The organism is Pseudorhodoplanes sinuspersici (genome assembly GCF_002119765.1).
In the GTDB taxonomy this organism is placed as follows: Bacteria; Pseudomonadota; Alphaproteobacteria; order Rhizobiales; family Xanthobacteraceae; genus Pseudorhodoplanes; species Pseudorhodoplanes sinuspersici.
Genome location: NZ_CP021112.1, coordinates 1,498,135 through 1,518,012, shown reverse-complemented (window position 1 = coordinate 1,518,012; position 19,878 = coordinate 1,498,135). Strand labels below are relative to the sequence as shown.

The 19,878-nt window shown below is 60.1% G+C and carries 17 protein-coding genes; 11 read left to right on the top strand and 6 right to left on the bottom strand.

All coding sequences use genetic code 11. From position 1 onward, the window contains the following. The first annotated feature begins 39 nt into the window (after positions 1 to 39). The 4 genes from CAK95_RS07475 to CAK95_RS07460 all read left to right on the top strand — a co-directional run bounded on the left by CAK95_RS07475 (position 40) and on the right by CAK95_RS07460 (position 6,864). On the top strand, positions 40 to 2,997 hold the full coding sequence (locus CAK95_RS07475) for a 2-oxoglutarate dehydrogenase E1 component (RefSeq protein WP_086087348.1): 2,958 nt from the start codon (positions 40 to 42) through the stop codon (positions 2,995 to 2,997). Positions 2,998 to 3,234: 237 nt separating this feature from the next. Next, the gene (gene odhB / locus CAK95_RS07470) at positions 3,235 to 4,500 is read left to right on the top strand and encodes a 2-oxoglutarate dehydrogenase complex dihydrolipoyllysine-residue succinyltransferase (protein WP_086087347.1); all 1,266 of its coding nucleotides are present in this window, start codon (positions 3,235 to 3,237) and stop codon (positions 4,498 to 4,500) included. A gap of 149 nt (positions 4,501 to 4,649) precedes the next feature. Continuing rightward, a complete protein-coding gene (gene lpdA, locus CAK95_RS07465) occupies positions 4,650 to 6,050 on the top strand; it encodes a dihydrolipoyl dehydrogenase (protein WP_086087346.1) in 1,401 nt (466 codons plus the stop codon). Positions 6,051 to 6,099: 49 nt separating this feature from the next. Next, entirely contained in the window at positions 6,100 to 6,864 is a 765-nt protein-coding gene (locus tag CAK95_RS07460; protein WP_086087345.1) for an SDR family NAD(P)-dependent oxidoreductase, read from the top strand. A gap of 53 nt (positions 6,865 to 6,917) precedes the next feature. Here CAK95_RS07460 and CAK95_RS07455 read toward each other — a convergent pair whose 3' ends face one another. The 3 genes from CAK95_RS07455 to CAK95_RS07445 form a co-directional block, all read right to left on the bottom strand. Continuing rightward, a complete protein-coding gene (locus tag CAK95_RS07455; protein WP_086087344.1) occupies positions 6,918 to 7,160 on the bottom strand; it encodes a hypothetical protein in 243 nt (80 codons plus the stop codon). 69 nt (positions 7,161 to 7,229) lie between these two features. Continuing rightward, entirely contained in the window at positions 7,230 to 7,685 is a 456-nt protein-coding gene (locus CAK95_RS07450) for a hypothetical protein (protein ID WP_147413681.1), read from the bottom strand. Positions 7,686 to 7,751: 66 nt separating this feature from the next. Next, positions 7,752 to 8,705: a tyrosine recombinase XerC gene (locus tag CAK95_RS07445; RefSeq protein ID WP_086087342.1), complete on the bottom strand. Its 954-nt coding sequence runs from the start codon at positions 8,703 to 8,705 to the stop codon at positions 7,752 to 7,754. A gap of 69 nt (positions 8,706 to 8,774) precedes the next feature. Here CAK95_RS07445 and CAK95_RS07440 point away from each other — a divergent pair, with 69 nt between their 5' ends. From CAK95_RS07440 to CAK95_RS07415, 6 genes are all read left to right on the top strand, one after another. Then, positions 8,775 to 10,943 carry a primosomal protein N' gene (locus CAK95_RS07440; protein WP_086087341.1) on the top strand — a complete coding sequence of 723 codons (2,169 nt, stop codon included), beginning with the start codon at positions 8,775 to 8,777 and terminating at the stop codon, positions 10,941 to 10,943. A 29-nt stretch (positions 10,944 to 10,972) separates the two neighbouring features. Beyond that, on the top strand, positions 10,973 to 12,172 hold the full coding sequence (locus tag CAK95_RS07435) for a hypothetical protein (RefSeq protein WP_086087340.1): 1,200 nt from the start codon (positions 10,973 to 10,975) through the stop codon (positions 12,170 to 12,172). A gap of 263 nt (positions 12,173 to 12,435) precedes the next feature. Next, complete coding sequence (locus CAK95_RS07430; RefSeq protein ID WP_086087339.1) at positions 12,436 to 12,729, top strand: hypothetical protein; 294 nt, start codon at positions 12,436 to 12,438, stop codon at positions 12,727 to 12,729. After that, complete coding sequence (locus CAK95_RS07425; RefSeq protein ID WP_086087338.1) at positions 12,719 to 13,279, top strand: type II toxin-antitoxin system VapC family toxin; 561 nt, start codon at positions 12,719 to 12,721, stop codon at positions 13,277 to 13,279. Before CAK95_RS07430 ends, CAK95_RS07425 begins: the two co-directional genes overlap by 11 nt. Before the next feature lie 125 nt (positions 13,280 to 13,404). Then, positions 13,405 to 14,601: a class C beta-lactamase gene (gene ampC / locus CAK95_RS07420; protein ID WP_086087337.1), complete on the top strand. Its 1,197-nt coding sequence runs from the start codon at positions 13,405 to 13,407 to the stop codon at positions 14,599 to 14,601. A gap of 261 nt (positions 14,602 to 14,862) precedes the next feature. After that, on the top strand, positions 14,863 to 15,822 hold the full coding sequence (locus CAK95_RS07415) for a cyclase family protein (protein ID WP_086087336.1): 960 nt from the start codon (positions 14,863 to 14,865) through the stop codon (positions 15,820 to 15,822). Positions 15,823 to 15,943: 121 nt separating this feature from the next. Here CAK95_RS07415 and CAK95_RS07410 read toward each other — a convergent pair whose 3' ends face one another. Then, entirely contained in the window at positions 15,944 to 17,638 is a 1,695-nt protein-coding gene (locus CAK95_RS07410; protein ID WP_086087335.1) for a SulP family inorganic anion transporter, read from the bottom strand. 98 nt (positions 17,639 to 17,736) lie between these two features. After that, on the bottom strand, positions 17,737 to 18,369 hold the full coding sequence (locus CAK95_RS07405; protein WP_086087334.1) for a TetR/AcrR family transcriptional regulator: 633 nt from the start codon (positions 18,367 to 18,369) through the stop codon (positions 17,737 to 17,739). Between the two features lie 160 nt (positions 18,370 to 18,529). Between CAK95_RS07405 and CAK95_RS07400 the strand changes: the two genes are divergently transcribed. Beyond that, positions 18,530 to 19,285 (top strand): SDR family NAD(P)-dependent oxidoreductase, encoded by a 756-nt coding sequence (locus tag CAK95_RS07400; protein ID WP_086087333.1) that lies wholly within the window; start codon positions 18,530 to 18,532, stop codon positions 19,283 to 19,285. Between the two features lie 143 nt (positions 19,286 to 19,428). Here CAK95_RS07400 and sugE read toward each other — a convergent pair whose 3' ends face one another. Beyond that, positions 19,429 to 19,743: a quaternary ammonium compound efflux SMR transporter SugE gene (sugE, locus tag CAK95_RS07395; protein ID WP_086087332.1), complete on the bottom strand. Its 315-nt coding sequence runs from the start codon at positions 19,741 to 19,743 to the stop codon at positions 19,429 to 19,431. Between the last annotated feature and the right edge of the window lie 135 nt (positions 19,744 to 19,878).

Genomic DNA, 19,878 nt, shown 5'->3' with positions numbered 1-19,878 from the left:
TCAGGACGCCCTCCCAGGACGCCGTCAAGGACGACCCGCATGTCTCGCCAGGACGCGAACGCAGCTTTCGCTCTCACCTCATTCCTCTATGGCGGCAACGCTGCCTACATCGAAGATCTCTACGCCAAATACGAAGCCGATCCGGCGTCGGTGGATGCCGAATGGCAATCGTTCTTCCAAAGCCTGAAGGACGATCCCGCGAGCGTCACCAAGAGCGCGGAAGGCGCGTCCTGGAAGAAGCCTGGCTGGCCGCAAATCGGCAATGGCGAACTCATCGCTGCGCTCGACGGCAACTGGGCCGAAACCGAAAAGGCGCTTGGCGACAAGATCAAAGGCAAGGCGCAGGCGCGTGGCGTCGAACTCTCGACAACGGATGTGCTGCAAGCCACGCGCGATTCGCTGCATGCGCTGATGCTGATCCGTGCCTATCGCATTCGCGGCCATTTCCACGCCAAGCTCGATCCGCTTGAGCTTGAACCAGAGCGCGACGAAGCCGAGCTCGATCCGAAAACCTATGGCTTCACCGAAGCCGACATGGATCGGAAGATCTATCTCGACAAAGTGCTGGGGCTCGAATTCGGCACCATGCGCGAGATCGTTGCGCTCCTGCGCCGCACCTATTGCCAGACCCTCGGCGTCGAATTCATGCACATCTCCGATCCGGCGCAGAAGGCGTGGATCCAGGAGCGCATCGAAGGCAAGGACAAGGAAATCGCCTTCACCCGCGAAGGCAAGCGCGCGATCCTGAACAAGCTGGTCGAAGCCGAAGGCTTCGAGAAGTTTCTTGACGTCAAATATACCGGCACCAAGCGCTTCGGCCTCGATGGCGGTGAATCGCTGATCCCCGCGCTCGAACAGATCATCAAGCGCGGCGGCCAGCTCGGCGTGAAGGACATCGTGTTCGGCATGGCGCATCGCGGCCGCCTGAACACGCTGACGCAGGTGATGGGCAAGCCGCACCGCGTGCTGTTCCATGAATTCAAGGGCGGTTCGGCGACACCGGATGAAGTCGAAGGCTCCGGCGACGTGAAATACCATCTCGGTGCATCGAGCGATCGCGAGTTCGACGGCAACAAGGTGCATATATCGCTGACGCCGAATCCGTCGCATCTCGAGATCGTCGATCCCGTCGTGCTCGGCAAGGTGCGCGCGAAGCAGGATCAGCTTGGCGCAACGCCGGAAGACCGCACGATGGCGCTGCCGTTGCTCATTCACGGTGATGCAGCTTTCGCAGGCCAGGGTGTAGTTGCCGAATGCTTCGGGCTGTCGGAGCTGAAGGGCTATCGCACCGGTGGCTCGCTGCATTTCATCGTCAACAACCAGATCGGCTTTACCACCTATCCACGCTACTCGCGCTCCTCGCCCTATCCGTCGGATGTGGCGAAGATGATCGAGGCGCTGATCTTCCACGTCAACGGTGACGATCCGGAAGCGGTGGTATTCGCCGCCAAGGTCGCGATCGAATACCGGCAACGTTTCGCCAAGCCGGTGGTCATCGACATGTTCTGCTATCGTCGTTTCGGCCATAACGAAGGCGACGAGCCGGCGTTCACCCAACCGCTGATGTATCAGAAGATCCGGGCACATCCGTCGACGCTGGATATCTATGCGAAGAAGCTGATCGCAGAGCAGGTCGTCACCGAAGGCGAAGTGGACAAGATGAAGGCTGACTGGCGCGCGCGCCTCGAAGCCGAATTCGAAGCCAGCCAGGGCTACAAGCCGAACAAGGCCGATTGGCTCGATGGCCGCTGGTCCGGCCTCAAGCCTGGCATCGACGTCGAAGATCCGCGCCGCGGTAATACCGGCGTCGACATCGATAAGCTGAAAGAGATCGGCAAAAAGATTACGGCAGTTCCAGCGGATTTCCAGGTTCACCGCACCATCGGCCGCTTCCTCGATAATCGCCGCAAGGCGATCGAGACCGGCGAGGGCCTCGACTGGGCGACCGCCGAAGCGCTGGCGTTCTGCACGCTGCTTGAGGAAGGCCACAATGTGCGCCTCTCCGGACAGGATTCGGAGCGCGGCACCTTCTCACAGCGGCATTCGGTGCTGTTTGATCAGCGCACCGAGGAACGTTACACGCCGTTCAATCATCTGACCGAGCAGCAGGGCCGCTATGAGGTCCTGAACTCGATGCTCTCGGAAGAGGCTGTGCTCGGTTACGAATACGGCTATTCGACCGCGGAGCCGAATGCTCTGACCCTGTGGGAGGCGCAGTTCGGCGACTTCGCCAATGGTGCGCAGGTGGTGTTCGACCAGTTCATCTCGTCAGGCGAACGCAAATGGTTGCGCATGTCCGGCCTCGTTTGCCTGTTGCCGCATGGCTATGAAGGTCAGGGACCGGAGCATTCGTCGGCCCGTCTGGAGCGCTATCTGCAGATGTGCGCCGAAGACAACATGCAGGTCGCCAATTGTACCACGCCGGCGAATTACTTCCACATCCTGCGCCGTCAGTTGAAGCGTGAGATCAGAAAGCCGCTGATCCTGATGACGCCGAAGTCGCTGCTGCGCCACAAGCGTGCAACCTCGCGGCTCGACGAACTCGGCGCCGACACGACGTTCCATCGTCTGCTGTGGGACGATGCGCAGACGTTCAAGGACGAAAAGATCAAGCTCGTTGCCGATGACAAGATGCGTCGCGTCGTGCTTTGCACTGGCAAGGTCTATTACGATCTGTATGAGGAGCGTGAGAAGCGCGGCGTCGACGACATCTATCTGCTGCGCGTCGAGCAGCTTTTTCCGTTCCCGACCAAGACGCTGATCCAGGAGCTGTCGCGCTTCAAGCAAGCCGAGATCGTGTGGTGTCAGGAAGAGCCGCGCAACATGGGCGCGTGGTTCTTCGTCGACACTTTCATCGAATGGGTGCTGAACCAGATCCAGGCCAAGCATCGCCGGGCGCGTTATGCCGGACGTCCTGCTGCCGCATCCACGGCGGTCGGCCAGATGTCGAAGCATCTCGCGCAGCTTAAGCAATTCCTGGACGAGGCGCTGGGCTAAATTGTCCACCCTCCCGCCGAACTCGGGCTTGCCCGAGTTCGGACCTCAAAAATTCTCGAAATCGGGTTTACCCGATTTCGATTGAGGGGGAGGGCGCGGCACGCATCGAACACTCGTGAGATGCGAGCCGGGGTGAGGTGAAATTTTTACTGCAGATCACCCCACCCGGCCGCTCGCTTTGCTCACGGCGACCCTCCCCCTCCAGGGGAGGGTGAAAGAAAAACTGAAGGGCTAATTATGACCGACATCCGCGTTCCCACCCTCGGCGAATCCGTCACCGAGGCGACTATCGGCAAGTGGTTCAAGAAGCCCGGCGATGCCGTCGCTGTCGACGAGCCGTTGGTCGAACTTGAAACCGACAAGGTGACGATCGAGGTGCCGGCGCCCGCCGCCGGCGTACTCGAAGCGATCGCGGTGAAAGACGGCGAGACCGTTGCGGTCGGCGCGCTGCTCGGTCAGATCAAGGCTGGTGCAGGCGCTGCGGCGACCACAGGCGCGCCTGACAAAAAGCAAAGCACCACGGCGCCGATCAAGGCGGCCGATGAGGAAGTAAAACCCCGCGCGCAGGACAAGCTGGAAAATCAGACGCCGAAACCGTCAGGCGAGATGCCGGTGCCGCCGTCGGTGCGCAAGCTGTCGGCCGAGTCCGGTATCGATGCCTCGACCGTTCCCGGCAGCGGCAAGGATGGCCGCGTCACCAAGGGCGACATGCTGGCCGCGATCGAGCGCGCCGCTTCGGCGCCGACGCCGGTTGCTGCATCGGCACCGATGCAGGTGCGTGCGCCGTCGCCGGCTGACGATGCCGCGCGTGAAGAGCGCGTGAAAATGACGCGTCTGCGCCAGACCATCGCCCGCCGCCTGAAGGATGCGCAGAACACGGCGGCCATGCTGACGACCTTCAATGAGGTCGACATGAAGGCGGTGATGGAGCTGCGCAATCAGTACAAGGATGCGTTCGAGAAGAAGCATGGCGTGAAGATGGGCTTCATGGGCTTCTTCGTGCGCGCTTGCGTGCAGGCACTCAAAGACATCCCGGCCGTCAATGCCGAGATCGACGGCACCGACATCATCTACAAGAATTACTATCACATCGGCGTGGCGGTCGGCACCGAGAAGGGCCTTGTCGTGCCGGTGATCCGCGACTGCGATCACAAGTCGCTGGCGCAGATCGAGAAGGACATTGCCGCTGTCGGCCGGCGTGCGCGCGATGGCCAGCTCAAGATCGAGGAGATGCAGGGCGGCACCTTCACCATCTCGAATGGTGGTGTGTACGGTTCGCTGATGTCGACGCCAATTCTCAATGCGCCGCAATCGGGCATTCTCGGCATGCACAAGATTCAGGAGCGCCCGGTCGCCATTGGCGGCAAGGTCGAGATTCGTCCGATGATGTATCTGGCGCTCTCCTACGATCACCGCATCGTCGATGGCCGCGAAGCGGTGACCTTCCTTGTGCGGGTGAAGGATGTGCTGGAAGATCCGGCGCGGCTGGTTCTGGATCTTTAACGTTTTCCTCCGTCATGGCCGGGCATAAGCCGTCGAAGACGGCGTCTTTAACGCCTTATGTCCCGGCCATCCACGTCTGAATATCGACCCAAGACGTGGATGCCCGCGACGAGCGCGGGCATGACGACCGAGAATTTCGGAGTTTTTGTATGTCCTACGATCTCATCGTCATTGGTACTGGCCCCGGCGGTTATGTCTGCGCCATTCGTGCGGCGCAGCTCGGCATGAAAGTGGCTGTCGTCGAAAAGCGCGCAAGCCTTGGCGGCACCTGCCTGAATATCGGCTGCATTCCGTCGAAGGCGCTGCTGCATGCATCCGAATTGTTCGAGGAGGCCGGTCACGCTTTCGCGAAGATGGGCATCGGTGTCAGCAAGCCCAAGCTCGATCTGAAGCAGATGCTAGTCTTCAAGGACGAGGCGGTTGACGGCAACGTCAAGGGCGTCGACTTCCTGATGAAGAAGAACAAGATCGACGTTGTCTACGGCGCCGGCCGCATCACGGCGCCGGGCAAGGTCGAGGTGAAGGCGGCCGACGGCAAAACGCAGACGCTGGAGACCAAGAACATCGTGATTGCCACCGGCTCCGATGTGACGCAGCTCAAGGGTATCACGATTGATGAGAAGCGCGTCGTGTCGTCCACCGGTGCATTGACGCTCGAGAAGGTGCCGGAGAAGCTTCTGGTGATCGGCGCCGGCGTGATCGGGCTTGAGCTTGGCTCTGTGTGGCGGAGGCTCGGTGCACAGGTGACGGTCGTGGAATTCCTCGATCGCATTCTGCCTGGCATGGACTCAGAGGTCGCACGTCAGTCGCAGCGCCTGTTCGAAAAACAGGGCATGACCTTCAAGCTCGGCTCGAAAGTCACCAGCGTTGATACGTCCGGCAAGAAGCTGAAAGTGAACGTGGAGCCGGCAAAAGGAGGAGAGACTGAAACGCTCGATGCCGACGTGGTGCTCGTTGCCATCGGTCGCGTGCCGTACATCGAGGGCCTCGGTCTGCAAGAGGTCGGCGTGGCGCTCGACGAACGCGGCCGGGTCAAGACCGATGCGCATTTCGCGACCAATGTGCCGGGCATCTATGCCATCGGTGACGTGATCGCGGGTCCGATGCTGGCGCACAAGGCGGAAGACGAAGGCGTCGCCGTTTCCGAGATCATCGCCGGACAGGCCGGACATGTGAACTACGATGTCATCCCGGCGGTGGTTTACACCTATCCGGAGATCGCGTCGGTCGGCAAATCCGAAGACGATCTAAAGGCGGAAAATCACGCTTACAATGTCGGAAAATTCCCGTTCACCGCGAACGGCCGCGCCAAAGCCAATCAGCAGACCGAAGGCTTCGTGAAGATCCTCGCCGATGCCAAGACCGATCGTGTGCTCGGCGTTCATATCGTCGGTGCCGACGCCGGCAACATGATCGCGGAAGCGGCGGTGGCGATGGAATTCGGCGCATCATCGGAAGATATCGCCCGCACCTGCCATGCGCATCCGACGCTGCCCGAAGCAGTGAAAGAAGCCGCGCTCGCGGTCGACAAGCGCGCGATTCATATGTGAGGGTTCTCCTTCCCCGCTCTGGCGGGGAAAGCAAGCGCTGGAGCGCGAGATGCCCTCACTGCAAAACAAAATTGCACTCGTTACCGGGGCCGCCGTCGGCTTCGGGCAAGCCTTTGCGCAAAGGTTTGCGCAGGACGGTGCGCATGTCGTGCTGGTCGACATCAAGCCGTGCGATGAGACGGCGAAGATGGTGGAAGCTGCCGGCCGCGAAGCGATGCCGGTGATTTGTGATATCACCTCGGAAGAGGCGGTCGGTTATCTCGCTATGGAAGTCGACCGGCGGTTCGGGTGTTGCGACATCCTCGTCAACAATGCTGGCATCTATCCGATCCAACCCTTCGATCAGATCACCTTCGCAGATTGGCGGCGTGTGATGGCGCTCAATCTCGATGCGGTCTTCCTGACGGCCAAGGCTTTCATGCCGGGGATGAAGCGGCGCGGATGGGGCCGGGTGATCAACATCTCGTCGAGCACGTTCAATGTGGTGGCGTCAGGATACACGCACTACATCGCCAGCAAGGGCGGTGTCGTTGGTCTGACGCGCGCGCTCGCCACCGAATTCGGCAATGACGGCGTGACAGTGAATGCGGTGGCGCCGAGCCTCACGCGCACTCCTGGCACGGAAGGCCGGCAACCGCGTGCTGGCCGCGAGAGCATGGATGAGGAATTTCTGGCTCTCGCAAACCTGCAGGCGATCAAGCGCGTGCAGGTGCCGAGCGATCTTGCCGGCGTCGTCTCGTTTCTTGCGAGCGACGATGCGGCTTTCATGACGGGACAGACGATCTACGTCGATGGCGGTATGGTGCGGGTTTAATCATACGTCAGCGCGCGATTTTTTTCTCCCGCTTATCCCGCGGAAAGCGCTGCCTAATGCGACCGCCAGGGATACGGCACTTTCAGATTCACCGGTTCTTCGGGCACGATCGAAGGGCTCTCCTCACCCGGAACGAGTGCAGCCATCGCCTCGTTGACGTCCTTGCTTTCGAGAAGTTCGCCCAGCCGGCCGATCGTCCATTCGGCCGAAGCGCCGCAATCGGGGTCACGATAACAATCCAGTTCAAGACGGGCGAGCCGCACAGCCTCGACCAAAGCAATGATATGGTTTTTCATGACGCATAACTCCCTTACGGGAATAATAACGCTTTCGGCGATGTCCGGTTGCCGGCGAAAATTTGAGTCTTATTCGCCCGAGCAGGCCACGCGGCCGCGCCGCGTAGTTGTCTTGCCTTCCGAGCCGCCAGCCGGGCCGAGATCGTGGACCATCAGAACGTAGTTGCCACTATAGCTGGTCTCGTCCTGGCCTTTTTTGCGCCGAGCTTGAATGACGAGTTCGACATAGCCATGCGCCTTATCGCCTTCACGCTCCCGATAGAAGCGTAGTTTGAGATCGCGGTCGTAATACCACTTCTGGGTCACATGCTCGCTGAGATCGAGCTTGCGGAGGTCGTCCGGCGTGCCGGGTGCACGGATTTCAAGCTCCGCCCTGACCTGGGGAATCTGTTCACCAACGCTGTGGCTGACAACAGCTGCCGCTTCAAAGTTCACGACCTTGTCATCGATGCTGCAGGAAAAGCCGCCGGTGGCGAGTGCGGTTTGTGTGCTGGCCAGTAATATGACGAGGGCAATCAGACGCATGAAATAACTCCGCGATGCGAATATCCGCATGCGTATAAACGTGTTGTCGCCGGTAATGAAGGGCCTTCAGGCGCGCGGATGCGCGGCCTTATATGCGTCGAGCAGCCGTTCGGTATCGACCGCGGTGTAGATTTGCGTCGTCGATAGCGAGGCGTGGCCCAGCAATTCCTGGATCGAACGCAGGTCGCCGCCGCGCGACAAGAGATGCGTCGCGAAGGAATGGCGTAACGCGTGCGGTGTCGCCGTATCCGGCAGGCCCAGCGCGCCGCGCAGCCGCTCCATCGTCAGTTGAATGATGCGGGGTGATAACTGTCCGCCCTTGGCGCCGACAAAGAGAGGTTCGTCGTCGGATAAATCGTAAGGGCAGAGTGCGATATAGTCGGCCACCAGCGTCAGCACCTGTGGCAGCACCGGCACCATGCGCGTCTTGTTGCCCTTGCCGGTGACAATAATCGTATCGCCTTGTCCGGGTGCGGGGACATCTTTGCCGGACAATCCGAGCGCTTCGGAAATACGGAGGCCGGAGCCATAGAGCAGCGCCAGCACCGCCGCATCACGCGCGAAGATCCATGGCTCACGCTCTTCGCCCGCGCGCAGGCCGATGTCGGAGACGCGTCGGGCCGACGGCACGGTGAGCGGTTTTGGCAAGGTCTTGGAAAGCTTGGGCGCGCGCACGGCATTGAGCGCGCCGACCTTGCCCTTGCCGTCGCGTTCGAGAAATCGCGCAAAGGATCGCGCACCGGCGAGTTGCCGCATCAGCGTTCGCGCGCCGATGCCTTGCGATCGGCGAGATGCCATGAAGGCGCGCACATCGCGCGGCGCCAGCGCGGCGAGATTTCTCAGCGAGGGCTGCTCACCGAGATGCTCGGTCATGAAGAGGAGGAACTGGGTGACGTCGCGCCGGTAGGCCTCGAGGGTCTTGGGCGACATTCTTTTCTGGTCGCCGAGAAAGGCCAGCCATCGCAGAAGTTCTGCAGAAATCTCAGGCGAGAAGGGCAGCTCTGTTTGATGTTCTGGCATCCCGCCTTATCTCACCGCCTTCCTTCACCCTTCCTTAAGGGCCCGGAATCGGGTGAGTGTCTCCGCCTTATGACGATGAAGATAGTCGATGTGGTGGTGCCGGTGGCGCTCGACCGGGCCTATTCCTACCGCGTTCCCGCGGGGATGACGCTTGCGCCAGGCGATGTCGTCGCGGTGCCGCTGGGCCCGAATGAATATGCCGGCGTGGTCTGGGGCGAAGGCCATCCGCGTCCCGGATTGCACAACAAACTCAAGGATGTAGACGCCAAGCTCGACGTGCCGCCGCTGCGTGAGGAGTTGCGCCAGTTCATCGATTGGGTGGCCGATTACACACTGGGGTCGCGGGGGACAGTGCTGAATATGGCACTGCGCATGGGCCAGCATCTTGGCCCGGAGCGCGAGCGGGTCGGCGTGCGGCTCGCGGGTCCCAAGCCGCAGCGGATGACGGCGGCGCGGGCCCGCGTTCTCAATGCCTTGGCCGATGGTATGACGCGGCTGAAAAGCGAGGCCGCGCAGGAAGCCGGCGTATCGGCGGGCGTCATCGACGGCCTGATCGACGAAGGAACGCTGGAAACCCTCGTAATCCCCCCGGAAGCCGTGGCGAAAGTCCCGGATCCTGATCATAATCTTCCGGAATTATCCGATGCGCAGAATGTTGCGGCGCAGACGCTGAAAGAGGCGTTGAACGGCGGATTTTCCGCGTTCCTGGTCGACGGCGTCACCGGCTCCGGCAAGACCGAAGTCTACTTCGAGGCCATCGCCGACAACATCCGCAAAGGGCGTCAGACGCTCATCCTGATGCCGGAAATTGCGCTGACCACGCAATTCCTCAATCGCTTCGAAGCGCGGTTCGGCGTGCGCCCCGCCGAATGGCATTCACAACTCGGTTCGCGCAAGCGCGCGCGCACATGGTCTGCGATTGCCCAGAACGAAGTTTCGGTGATTGTCGGCGCGCGCTCGGCGTTGTTCCTGCCCTATGCCGACCTTGGTCTGATCATCGTCGATGAAGAGCACGACCCTGCCTACAAGCAGGAAGACGGCGTGCATTATCACGCGCGCGACATGGCGATTGTCCGGGGACATCTTGCGAAAATTCCCGTGGTGCTGGCATCGGCAACGCCGTCGGTCGAAACCGAAGTCAATGCTCGGCGCGGCCGCTACAAGCGGCTCGCATTGCCGGAACGTTTTGGGGGACAACATCTGCCGCATATCGAGGCGATCGATCTGCGCACCGAAGGCCCGCCACGAAATCGCTTCATTGCGCCCATGCTCGTAGAAGCCGTGAAGCTCGCGCTGGAGAAGAAGGAGCAAGCGCTTCTTTTCCTCAATCGTCGGGGCTATGCTCCGCTGACGCTCTGCCGCTCCTGCGGCTACCGGCTGGCGTGTCAAAATTGTGATGCCTGGCTGGTCGATCACCGGTTCAAGCGCCGCCTCGTCTGTCACCATTGCGGCTTCTCGATGCCGCCGCCGGCGGTCTGCCCGAAATGCGATGCCAAGGATTCGTTCGCGCCGGTCGGCCCTGGCGTCGAGCGCCTGCAGGAGGAAGTGGCGAACCTGTTTCCGGAGGCGCGCACCATCGTGCTGTCGAGCGACCTGTTTGAATCGGTCGAGCGCCTGCGCGAGGAACTGGAAGGCGTTGCCGAAGGCCGCTTCGACATCATCATCGGCACGCAGCTTGTGGCCAAGGGCCATCATTTCCCGAAGCTCAATCTCGTCGGCATTGTCGATGCCGATCTCGGATTGGCGAATGGCGATCCGCGCGCGGCCGAGCGCACGTTTCAGCTTCTGCATCAGGTGGCCGGACGGGCCGGCCGCGAAACCGGTTACGGCCAGGGCTTCCTGCAGACGCATCAGCCGGAGCATCCGGTGATGCGTGCGATCATTTCCGGCGATCGCGCGGCGTTCTACGACACCGAAATCGCCTCGCGCGAAGCGACCGGCTATCCGCCGTTCGGTCGCCTGGCGGCGATTGTCGTTTCAGGCGGCGACCGGCACGAGACCGAAAGCTTCGCGCGCAAGCTCGCAGCGGCGTCGCCGCTCGATGAAAGCGTGCGCGTGCTCGGCCCCGCCGAAGCGCCGCTCGCGGTGGTGCGTGGGCGCTATCGCTTTCGTCTCTTGATCAAATCGCCGCGCAATTACGATCTCTCACACTTCATGCGCGGCTGGTTGGCCCATGCGCCGAAGACGCGGGGCAGTTTGAAGCTGGAAGTCGATATCGATCCGCAGAGTTTTTATTGAAGTCGCCAAGATTTTATGGACTGAAGGTCATGTTCGAAAAGTCTCTTATATACCGCGTTGGTGTGAAGCATCATGCCGATTTAGGCCTGTTAGCTGAGACGATGTTTTTTTATGGTCAGACGCAACTTCTGTTGGACCGCTCGTCCGTTGTTTCACTTTCTAGGCTGCTGTCAGCTGATCTACTCAAGGTGCTTCTCGATAATGAATGGCTTAGAATTGCGTATAGTCGCGAAAATTTTGGTGTGCTCACTAGCGGCTTGCCGCAATCGCATGATTTCGGCGTATTTAATGTGAGCCAAACAGCAAAAGGAAAACGATTAAAGAGTCATCAAGAAGAAATAGAGGAGGCGCTAGTTCGTGAGCATGGGAACTCGGCAGAGACGCGAAAGCTTTCAAAAATTTTTACCGATAAAACTGAGCTTCATCGATTTAGAGGAGTGCCGGAAAAATCGAAGATAATTCCTGATTTCGCAAGACAGGATGTGCAGGACCAGGCGTTTCTGTCTAAAGCGGTGCGTGCAATCCTTATCGAGCTGGTGCCGGGATTTGATCCACTCTTGCCATTTCACTTTAGAATTATCAGAGGTTCAAACGGCGAGCTTTTCGTCGACAGCGATTTGAATTTCCACGACCTTAATCAAGCTTTTCATACGATCGTCCCTTTATCGGATGGCTCGCTCAACGAGGCGCTCATCTTAAATTACATACAAATGGCGAGAGCGGATACTGTCTACGCCGCTTACTATATGGCTGAGCCTGTAACATCGTCTCTGAGCTCCAGGATAATGGAGAAGAATCACTTTGAATTCTTGCGTCGAAATATCAGCCAAAACGATATTAGTTTATTCCATGAAATCATTGTTCCCGGAATTCCAACTATCAGAGAGGCTATTAATTCCGGCGAGCGGACCTTTAGCGAATATCTGAACTTCTTGGAGGTGGCGCAGTGTTTCAAGAAGTGGCTCAATGTCGCTAGCCCTGATGTAGGTCTCGTCCAATCGTACAATAAGGATGTCTCAAAGAAGTCGTGGATTGAAACGCTGCCTGGAAAGATGACTAGATTTGTTGTCGCCACTGGTGTTGGCCTTGGCGCAGCGACAATTGCTGGACCTGCGGCCGGACTTGCTACCGGTGCCGCGAACTCCTTCCTGCTGGACAGAATACTCAAAGGGTGGAGACCCAACCGGTTCATTGAAGGATCTTATAAGAAATTTGTACAAGGCGATTAAGTGTCCGTGTGGTGCGCCCGCGCAGTGTCATGTGGAAAGTTCTGGCGCCGATTTGACTGACGGCATTCGGTGGCTTGCCCATGCGCCGAAGACGCGGGGAAGTCTGAAGCTGGAAGTGGATATCGATCCGCAGAGTTTTTATTAAGTGTTCCCCGAGTGATCAATCAGTCAATCCGCTTCGGCAATTCGTCTGCCAGGCAGTTGCTGGTTGGACTCTTGATTTGTGTGACAAGTTGGCATATCTTGCACACAAGGAGCGTAAGATGGGTGTGAAGGTCGCAAGGTCTAAACGCAAGACGCCGGAGGCGAAGCCGGTGTCGTCCGTCGTGCTTGAAGAGGCGCGCTTGGCCGGTCTTTTGGATGGGGAGAAGACCGAACATGTTAGCTTCCGTGCACCAAGGGCACTGATCGAGGCAGCGAAACGCCAAAGCGGTGCCAGCAAGCCTACCGAACTCGGACTTTTGGCGCTGGCGATGCTTGCTCAGCCCGATCCAGCAGCCACTTTCCTCAAGGCTACCCGCGGCGTGCTAGGGCCGGACCACAAGCTTGACTATTGATCTCGGTGCCAGTCTGCGCCGGATCAAGCCGGAGAAGCACCAAGTCCGACTCTCATTGCGCCCGCCGCAAGAACTCGTTGCTGCGGCCGACATTGCCGGTGTCGGCCGCGCAGCGCTGTTAGCCGACACAAATGTCTACATTCATTCGGCGGCCGGCACATTGCCAGCCGCTGTCGAAGTCCTCCTTGATCGAGGCCTCCTCTTTCACTGCACAGTGTGCATTGGGGAATTGACGACCGGTGTTGCGAACAGTGATCCGACCCGACCCAGTTGGGCAGCAGTTCGTGACTATTACCTGGATCTCATCGAGCATTTTCCGTCAACGCGGCTGCTGACACCCGACGATGATATTTGGGCCGAGGCCGGCCTGATCGCGGGTACACTCGCACGGGCGCAAGGGTATCAACGCCATCAGCGCAAAGAGTGTCTCAATGACGCGCTTATCTTCTTGACCGCCGCCAAGGCCGGCTTGCCCGTGCTCACATCCAACCGCGACGAGTTCGATCTCATTCAACAAGTCGCCTCGCGCGGTACATTTATCCACTACTGATCACGAGCCTGAGGGGTGAACTTCATTCACGCATGCCATCGTGGAAATGGGGATCATCGTTACGCGTGTGCAAACTCTTCTCATACGCCTTATTTTTGCTTCCGAGGCGTTCGAAGGCATCACGAATGCATATCGAACGGCAGGAGCTGTCTTTGCCATCGCGACCTTATCTGAAAATTGCAGCGACGCTTTTCGTCTCCACCCTTTCCGGCCTCTCTCCCACCCTCGCCGCGCCGCAGGATCAGGACGCCAAGGTACGGCAGGTTATCGACGACGCGATCAAGCCGCTCCTCAAGCAATACGCCATTCCCGGAATGGCTGTCGGCGTGACGATCGACGGCAAGCGCACTTTCGTCGAGTACGGCGATGCCTCGATCAATCCGAAAGTTGCCGTCACGCGAGACACGCTGTTCGAACTCGGCTCGATCAGCAAGACATTCACCTCGACCTTGGCGGCCTATGCCGAGGTGGAGGGCAAGCTGTCGTTGAAGGAGCGCGTCAGCGCAGTCATGCCCGCATTGAAAGGCAGCGCGCTCGACCATGTGCGCGTGCTCGATCTTGCGACGCATACGGCCGGCGGTTTCCCGCTGCAATTGCCCGGCGATGTGAAGACCGAAAAGCAGCTCATCGCCTATTTCAAGTCATGGAAGCCGCAATACACGCCCGGCACCCATCGCGTCTATGCCAATCCAAGCGTCGGCCTTCTCGGCATGGTCACGGCGAAAGCCATGGGTGCGCCGTTTCAAACGCTGGCGGAACGCCTGTTCGCCGAAATCGGGCTCAAGCGAACCTATATCGCCGTGCCCGCAGCGGAGATGAAATCCTACGCGTGGGGATATTCGCGCGACAACAAGCCGAGCCGGGTGTCTCCCGCCTTGCTTGCGATCGAAGCGTATGGCGTGAAATCGAATGCCGTCGACATGCTTCGCTATCTCGAAGCGAATATGGGCGTCGGCGCTGTGCCGCCGAAAGTCGCACGCGCGTTGGAGGCGACCCATACCGGCTATTTCCGCGCCGGCGAACTGATTCAGGATCTGATCTGGGAGCAATATCCCTGGCCGGTGACGCCGGAGAAGCTGGCTGCCGGCAACACGGTGCAAATGGGCCGGGCGAATTCGCATCCTGCGACCGCGATCGATCCGCCGATGGCGCCGCGCGGCGATGTGCTCGTCAACAAGACCGGATCGACCAACGGCTTCGGCGCCTATGTCGCGTTCGTGCCCGAAAAGAAAATCGGCATCGTCATGCTGGCGAATAGGATCTATCCGAACGATGTGCGGGCCAAGGCGGCGTTGCAGGTGTTGTCGCGCCTGACGCAATGAACGGACACCTTTTCCGTTCGTTCCCGCGCAAGCGGGAACCCAGAGCCACTTGTTGATGCGTTTATAACTCCTGGGTCCCCGCTTTTGCGTTAAGACGCGCTTCGCGCTTTTGCGCGGGGACGAGCGGGAGAAAATACGTTACTCCACCGTAACCAAAGACAAAGGTGTATCCGCACCGCCGCGCAATCTTGCCGCTGCGCGATGACTGGCGCATGCTTGTAACAGTCCCGACGCAGATCGGGCTTTACGGGGAGACGTCCTATGAAATGCATCGCTTCCGGTGTTGTGATGTCTGTCGTCTTTTTCACACTCACCGCTGCACAGGCCCAGGCGCCATCCTGGACCGTTCCGCCTGAGAATGCCCGCTGCCCGTCGAAATGGGGTGCTGCCGACGAGCGCGGGTCGGCCAATCATATGAAGCCGCAGGCCGTGCTCAACGCGGTCAAGCTGATCAAGGCCGGCGAGGTGATCGAGCTCGGTCATGTGCTGAACGACAAGATGCCGTTCTTCGGCACGCGGCGATTCGACGTTCATGCCAAGCGCACATTCATGAATGAGTTTTCGAACATGCGCGGCAGCAACGAGGAGATCGTCATAACCGAGATCGGTCAGGTGGGCACACAGTTCGACGCCTTCGCGCATCAGACGCATCTCAACAGCTGGTACAATTGTTTCAAGGTCGACGACAATGCAACACGTGGCGGCTTCAACAAGCTCGGCGTGCACAATGTCGGTTCGCTGATCGCGCGCGGCGTGCTGATCGATGTCGCCGGCTACAAGGGCGTCGATATGCTCGGAGACAATTACGAGATCACGGTCGAGGATCTCGAAGGTGCGCTCAAGAAGCAGAACGTGACGCTGCAACCGGGCGACGCGATCATCATCAATACCGGCTGGGGCAAGCTGTGGGCCAAGGATAACGCCCGCTATGTCAAATCATGTCCGGGCATCGGCGTGAAGGCTGCCGAATGGCTGGCGGCGAAGGACCCGCTGCTGCTCGGTTCGGACAATTGGCCGGTGGAAGTCGCGCCCAATCCGGACAAGCAATTGTCGCTGCCGGTGCATCAGCTCGCGCTGGTGGTCAACGGCATCCATCTCTTGGAAAATCTCAAGCTCGACGAGCTGGCGGCGAAACAGGCCTACGAGTTCGCGTTCATCATGCAGCCGCTGAAGGTGCAGGGCGGCTCGGGCTCGACCGTCGCGCCGATCGCGGTGCGGTAAGCCGCTTTATCCGCTCGTTCCCGCGCAAGCGGGAACCCAGTACTTCTTGGCGCTGGGTCCCCGCTTTTGCGTGAAGACGCGCTTCGCGCTTTTGCGCGGGGACGAACGGAAAGATGCGAGGCTAGCCCGCAGCCTTCAGCGCCCGCTCCACGCTCGGCACGTAGTAGACCGAGCGGCCGCGCAATCCCGGCAATTTGAAGGCCCGCCGCACATGCGGGCGCACGCCGGCGAAATAGACCTTGGTGCCGGCCTTGTGCAGCCGCTGCACGAAACGTTCGAGCGCGGCCGCGGCGGTGATGTCGATAAACGGCACATCCGAGAAATCGAGAACGAAGATCCGCGGCGGACTCGCCACGCGGTCGAGGATCAGGTTCACGCGCGCCGTTGCGCCGAAAAAGAATGCGCCGCTGATGCGATAGACCATCACATCGTCGGGCAGCACATTGCCGGCATAAGCGGGACGGCCGTTGACGCTGTCGGAGACATCGTCGCGGATGAATTTCGGTCCGCCATCGATGTCGATCGATTCGGCCATGCGATGCATGAACAGAAACGATCCGAGCACCACACCGAAACCGATTCCGGTGAGCAGATCGACAAAGATCGTCAACAGGAATGTCGCGAGCAGCACCAGCGCATCGGCAACCGATGAGCGCAGCAGCAGCGCGAATTCGGCGCGGTCCGCCATGCCCCAGGCAACGACGACCAGAACGCCGGCCAAGGCCGCGAGCGGGACATAGGCGACGAGCGGCATCGCCACGAGCACGAAGATCAACAGATAGACCGAATGCAGCATGCCCGCGACGGGGCCACGCGCGCCGGCGCGGATATTGGTGGCGGTCCGCGCGATCGTGCCGGTTACCGGCACGCCGCCGCAAACGGCCGCTGCGACATTGCCGATGCCTTGCGCCACCAGTTCGCTGTTGGAACGGTGCCGCCGCCCGGACATGCCGTCGGCAACGACGGCGGAGAGCAGCGACTCGATCGCGCCGAGCAATGCGATCGCAATCGCATCCGGAAATACGGCGCGAATTTTCTCAGGGCTGAAGGGTGGCAAAGCCGGCGCCGGCAATCCGGATTGAATGGCGCCGAATCGCGAGCCGATCGTTTCAACCGGAAGACCGAGAAGGGTGGTGAGGAGCGTCGCGCCGATCACGGCAATCAACAGCGCCGGCCAATTCGGCCGCAGCCGGCGCACGACAAGAATCGTGGCGATCGACACAACCGACAGCATGATGGTCACCGGACTGATGGTGCCGATCGCATTCCACAGGGCGGCGATCTTCGGCAAGGTGTCGGCCGGTTCATGCGCCAGCTTCAGGCCGAACAGGTCACGCACCTGCGTGATCAGGATGATGACGGCGATACCGGCGGTGAAGCCGACAGTCACGGGGTAAGGAATGTATTTGACGTAGGTGCCGAGCCGCAGGAATCCGATGGTGACGAGGATCAGCCCGGCAATGACGGTCGCCAGCACCAGGCCATCATAGCCATGGCGTTCGACGATGACTGCGACGAGGCCAATAAACGCCGCGGCTGGCCCGCCGATCTGGAAGCGGCTGCCGCCCAGCAGGGATATTAAAAAACCGCCGACGATGGCGGTGTAGAGGCCGCGTTCCGGGCCGACGCCCGCGCCGATGGCGATGGCCATCGACAATGGCAGCGCGACAATCGCAACCGTCAGTCCGGCCAGCGCGTCGGCGCGAAACCCCGCGAGGCCGTAGCCCTCCCGCAAGACCGTGATGAGCTTGGGCGTGAAGAGATCGGCAAAAGTCGGTTCGCTGCGGCTCTTGGCCGCGGAAGCAGTCGCATTCATCCTCATCACCGGGAGCGAAAGAGCGGGAGTTCTCTATTTGTAGCCCATTTGCTCGCGTTTTGGTTACAAGGCGCTGAGAATATCTGCCTTGCGGTGAATCAAACAGATTTAGAGCCGGCCGAGCGCGGCGCAGAGGCTCCGGAAGAACTGCCGGTAGGCCACGTGGAAAGCGCTTGCTCAGCCACAGCCTCCAGCATCTCGCGGCTGAAGCCGGCTTTTGCTTGCACCGCCATGCCGTGAGAGACCGCCATCACGAATGCCGCGAGGGCGCCGGGTTTCGCCGTCTCCGGCAAGTCGCCTTCGGCCTTTGCCCGTTCGAAGCGTTCACGAATCTGCGCTTCGCCAGCCGCGCGACCATCGATCAAGGCCTGTCGCACGGGTTCCGCTTCATCCGATACGGCCAGCGCACCATTGATATAGAGGCAGCCCGTGTGGCTCGCATATCGCGTATTGAGGTCAGCCGTGCTGTACAGGATGTGCGCCGCAACTTCCCGCGCCGTCGGAAGAGCAAGCGCCTTGGGGATGAAGTCCACATACTGCTCGTCATAACGAGCCAGGGCCCGGCGGAAGAGCGCTTCCTTATTGCCGAAGGCCGAATAGAGGGCGGGCCTCTCGACGCCGGTCGCCTCGGTCAGGTCAGCGTAGGACGCGCCCTCGTAGCCCTTGCGCCAGAAGACGCATAGCGCGGCGTCGAGTGCTTTCTCCACGTCAAATTCGCGATGGCGCCCCATCAGGTCAGGCCAGCCTTTTTTCCATAACGACCATTATTAAACCGCTTGACAGTCGCTGTCCACATTTCGTACCAATCGTTATAGTAATGATCGTTATGAAAACCAGGGCGGCCGCCATCAGGGACAGGCCGTGCCTCCAATGCTTTAGGAAATAAATCTTATGTCGAACATACTAAAGGGCAAGGTCGCCCTCGTGACCGGCGGCTCGCGCGGGCTCGGCACAGCTATCGCTGAGGCGCTTGCCGAGAAGGGCGCTGACGTTGCGATCAGCTACGCGTCTTCGGCCGAGAAGGCGAAGGCTGTCGTGGAGAAGCTCAAGGCCAAGGGTGTTCGTGCGATTGCGATCAAGAGCGACCAAGCCGACCTTGCTTCGGCCAAGCCTTTGATCGACTCGGTGATTGCCGCGTTCGGCAAGCTCGACATCCTCGTCAACAATGCAGCAATCGCTGTGCAGGGCAGGACGGTCGACGATCCTCAACTCGAGGCCGATGAATATAATCGCCAGTGGCAGATCAATGTGCTCGGTGCTGTGGCTACAACACGCGCTGCAGCCCAGAAACTCTCGGATGGTGGGCGCATTGTTTTCATAGGTTCCGGGCTTGGCAGCCGTGTCCCATTCCCGGGTGTTGCGGACTATGCGGGCACCAAGGCGGCGATCGTCGGATACGCAAAAGGTGTCCAGCGTGATCTTGGGCCTCGCAACATCACCGTGAACGTCGTGCAGCCAGGCATCATGCCGACGGACATGGCGTCGGCCGTCGCCGATAAATTGCCGGCTGCGATCATGGATCTTCATGCAATCCGCCGGATCGCAACCCTGGATGAGGTGGCGGCAGCCGTCTGCTTCCTTGCAGGTCCGGATGCTGGCTACATCAGCGGTAGCGCTCTGGAGATCTCCGGCGGATTCCAAATCTGAGCGTCGAAACTCAAACTCTTAGAGCCCCGGCTTTGATGGACTCAAAGCCGGGGCTCTCGCTCTTTGTTTTGACGCGTTTTGCGAACCGGCCGTCGCCGGACGAAGCCGGCTATGGCAGACGAAGGCCGGAATCCACTTGTGATCTAGGTGACCAGTTTCAGTCCGACGATGCCGGTCACGATCAGAGCCACGCAGCCCAGCCGGAGCGCCGTCGCAGGCTCGGCGAACAGGACAATGCCGAGGAGGACGGTGCCGACGGCGCCGATACCGGTCCAGATCGCATAGGCGGTGCCGACCGGCAGCGATTTCAACGCCAACCCGAGAAAGGCGATGCTGAGGACCATCGCCAGGACGGTGCCGATCGATGGCCAGAGCTTCGAGAAGCCTTCGGTGTATTTGAGGCCGATCGCCCAGCCGATTTCCAGAAGGCCGGCGATGAAAAGGTAGGTCCAGGCCATGACGGGCTCCCTTTGGGCACACCCGCGAGACGCGGTGGCCTTGCAGGGCCGTCCCTGCGGATTTTGAGAATGGAGCGAGGCCGTCCTCGCCCGACCAGAGATAGGGCCGCCTTGGAAGCAGTCAATCAGGCCCGA

Coding starts and splice junctions, on each gene's coding strand:
- CAK95_RS07475 (WP_086087348.1), top strand. CDS start 40: ATGTCTCGCCAGGACGCGAACGCAGCTTTCGCTCTCACCTCATTCCTC.
- odhB (WP_086087347.1), top strand. CDS start 3,235: ATGACCGACATCCGCGTTCCCACCCTCGGCGAATCCGTCACCGAGGCG.
- lpdA (WP_086087346.1), top strand. CDS start 4,650: ATGTCCTACGATCTCATCGTCATTGGTACTGGCCCCGGCGGTTATGTC.
- CAK95_RS07460 (WP_086087345.1), top strand. CDS start 6,100: ATGCCCTCACTGCAAAACAAAATTGCACTCGTTACCGGGGCCGCCGTC.
- CAK95_RS07455 (WP_086087344.1), bottom strand. CDS start 7,160: ATGAAAAACCATATCATTGCTTTGGTCGAGGCTGTGCGGCTCGCCCGT.
- CAK95_RS07450 (WP_147413681.1), bottom strand. CDS start 7,685: ATGCGTCTGATTGCCCTCGTCATATTACTGGCCAGCACACAAACCGCA.
- CAK95_RS07445 (WP_086087342.1), bottom strand. CDS start 8,705: ATGCCAGAACATCAAACAGAGCTGCCCTTCTCGCCTGAGATTTCTGCA.
- CAK95_RS07440 (WP_086087341.1), top strand. CDS start 8,775: ATGACGATGAAGATAGTCGATGTGGTGGTGCCGGTGGCGCTCGACCGG.
- CAK95_RS07435 (WP_086087340.1), top strand. CDS start 10,973: ATGTTCGAAAAGTCTCTTATATACCGCGTTGGTGTGAAGCATCATGCC.
- CAK95_RS07430 (WP_086087339.1), top strand. CDS start 12,436: ATGGGTGTGAAGGTCGCAAGGTCTAAACGCAAGACGCCGGAGGCGAAG.
- ampC (WP_086087337.1), top strand. CDS start 13,405: ATGCATATCGAACGGCAGGAGCTGTCTTTGCCATCGCGACCTTATCTG.
- CAK95_RS07415 (WP_086087336.1), top strand. CDS start 14,863: ATGAAATGCATCGCTTCCGGTGTTGTGATGTCTGTCGTCTTTTTCACA.
- CAK95_RS07410 (WP_086087335.1), bottom strand. CDS start 17,638: ATGAATGCGACTGCTTCCGCGGCCAAGAGCCGCAGCGAACCGACTTTT.
- CAK95_RS07405 (WP_086087334.1), bottom strand. CDS start 18,369: ATGGGGCGCCATCGCGAATTTGACGTGGAGAAAGCACTCGACGCCGCG.
- CAK95_RS07400 (WP_086087333.1), top strand. CDS start 18,530: ATGTCGAACATACTAAAGGGCAAGGTCGCCCTCGTGACCGGCGGCTCG.
- sugE (WP_086087332.1), bottom strand. CDS start 19,743: ATGGCCTGGACCTACCTTTTCATCGCCGGCCTTCTGGAAATCGGCTGG.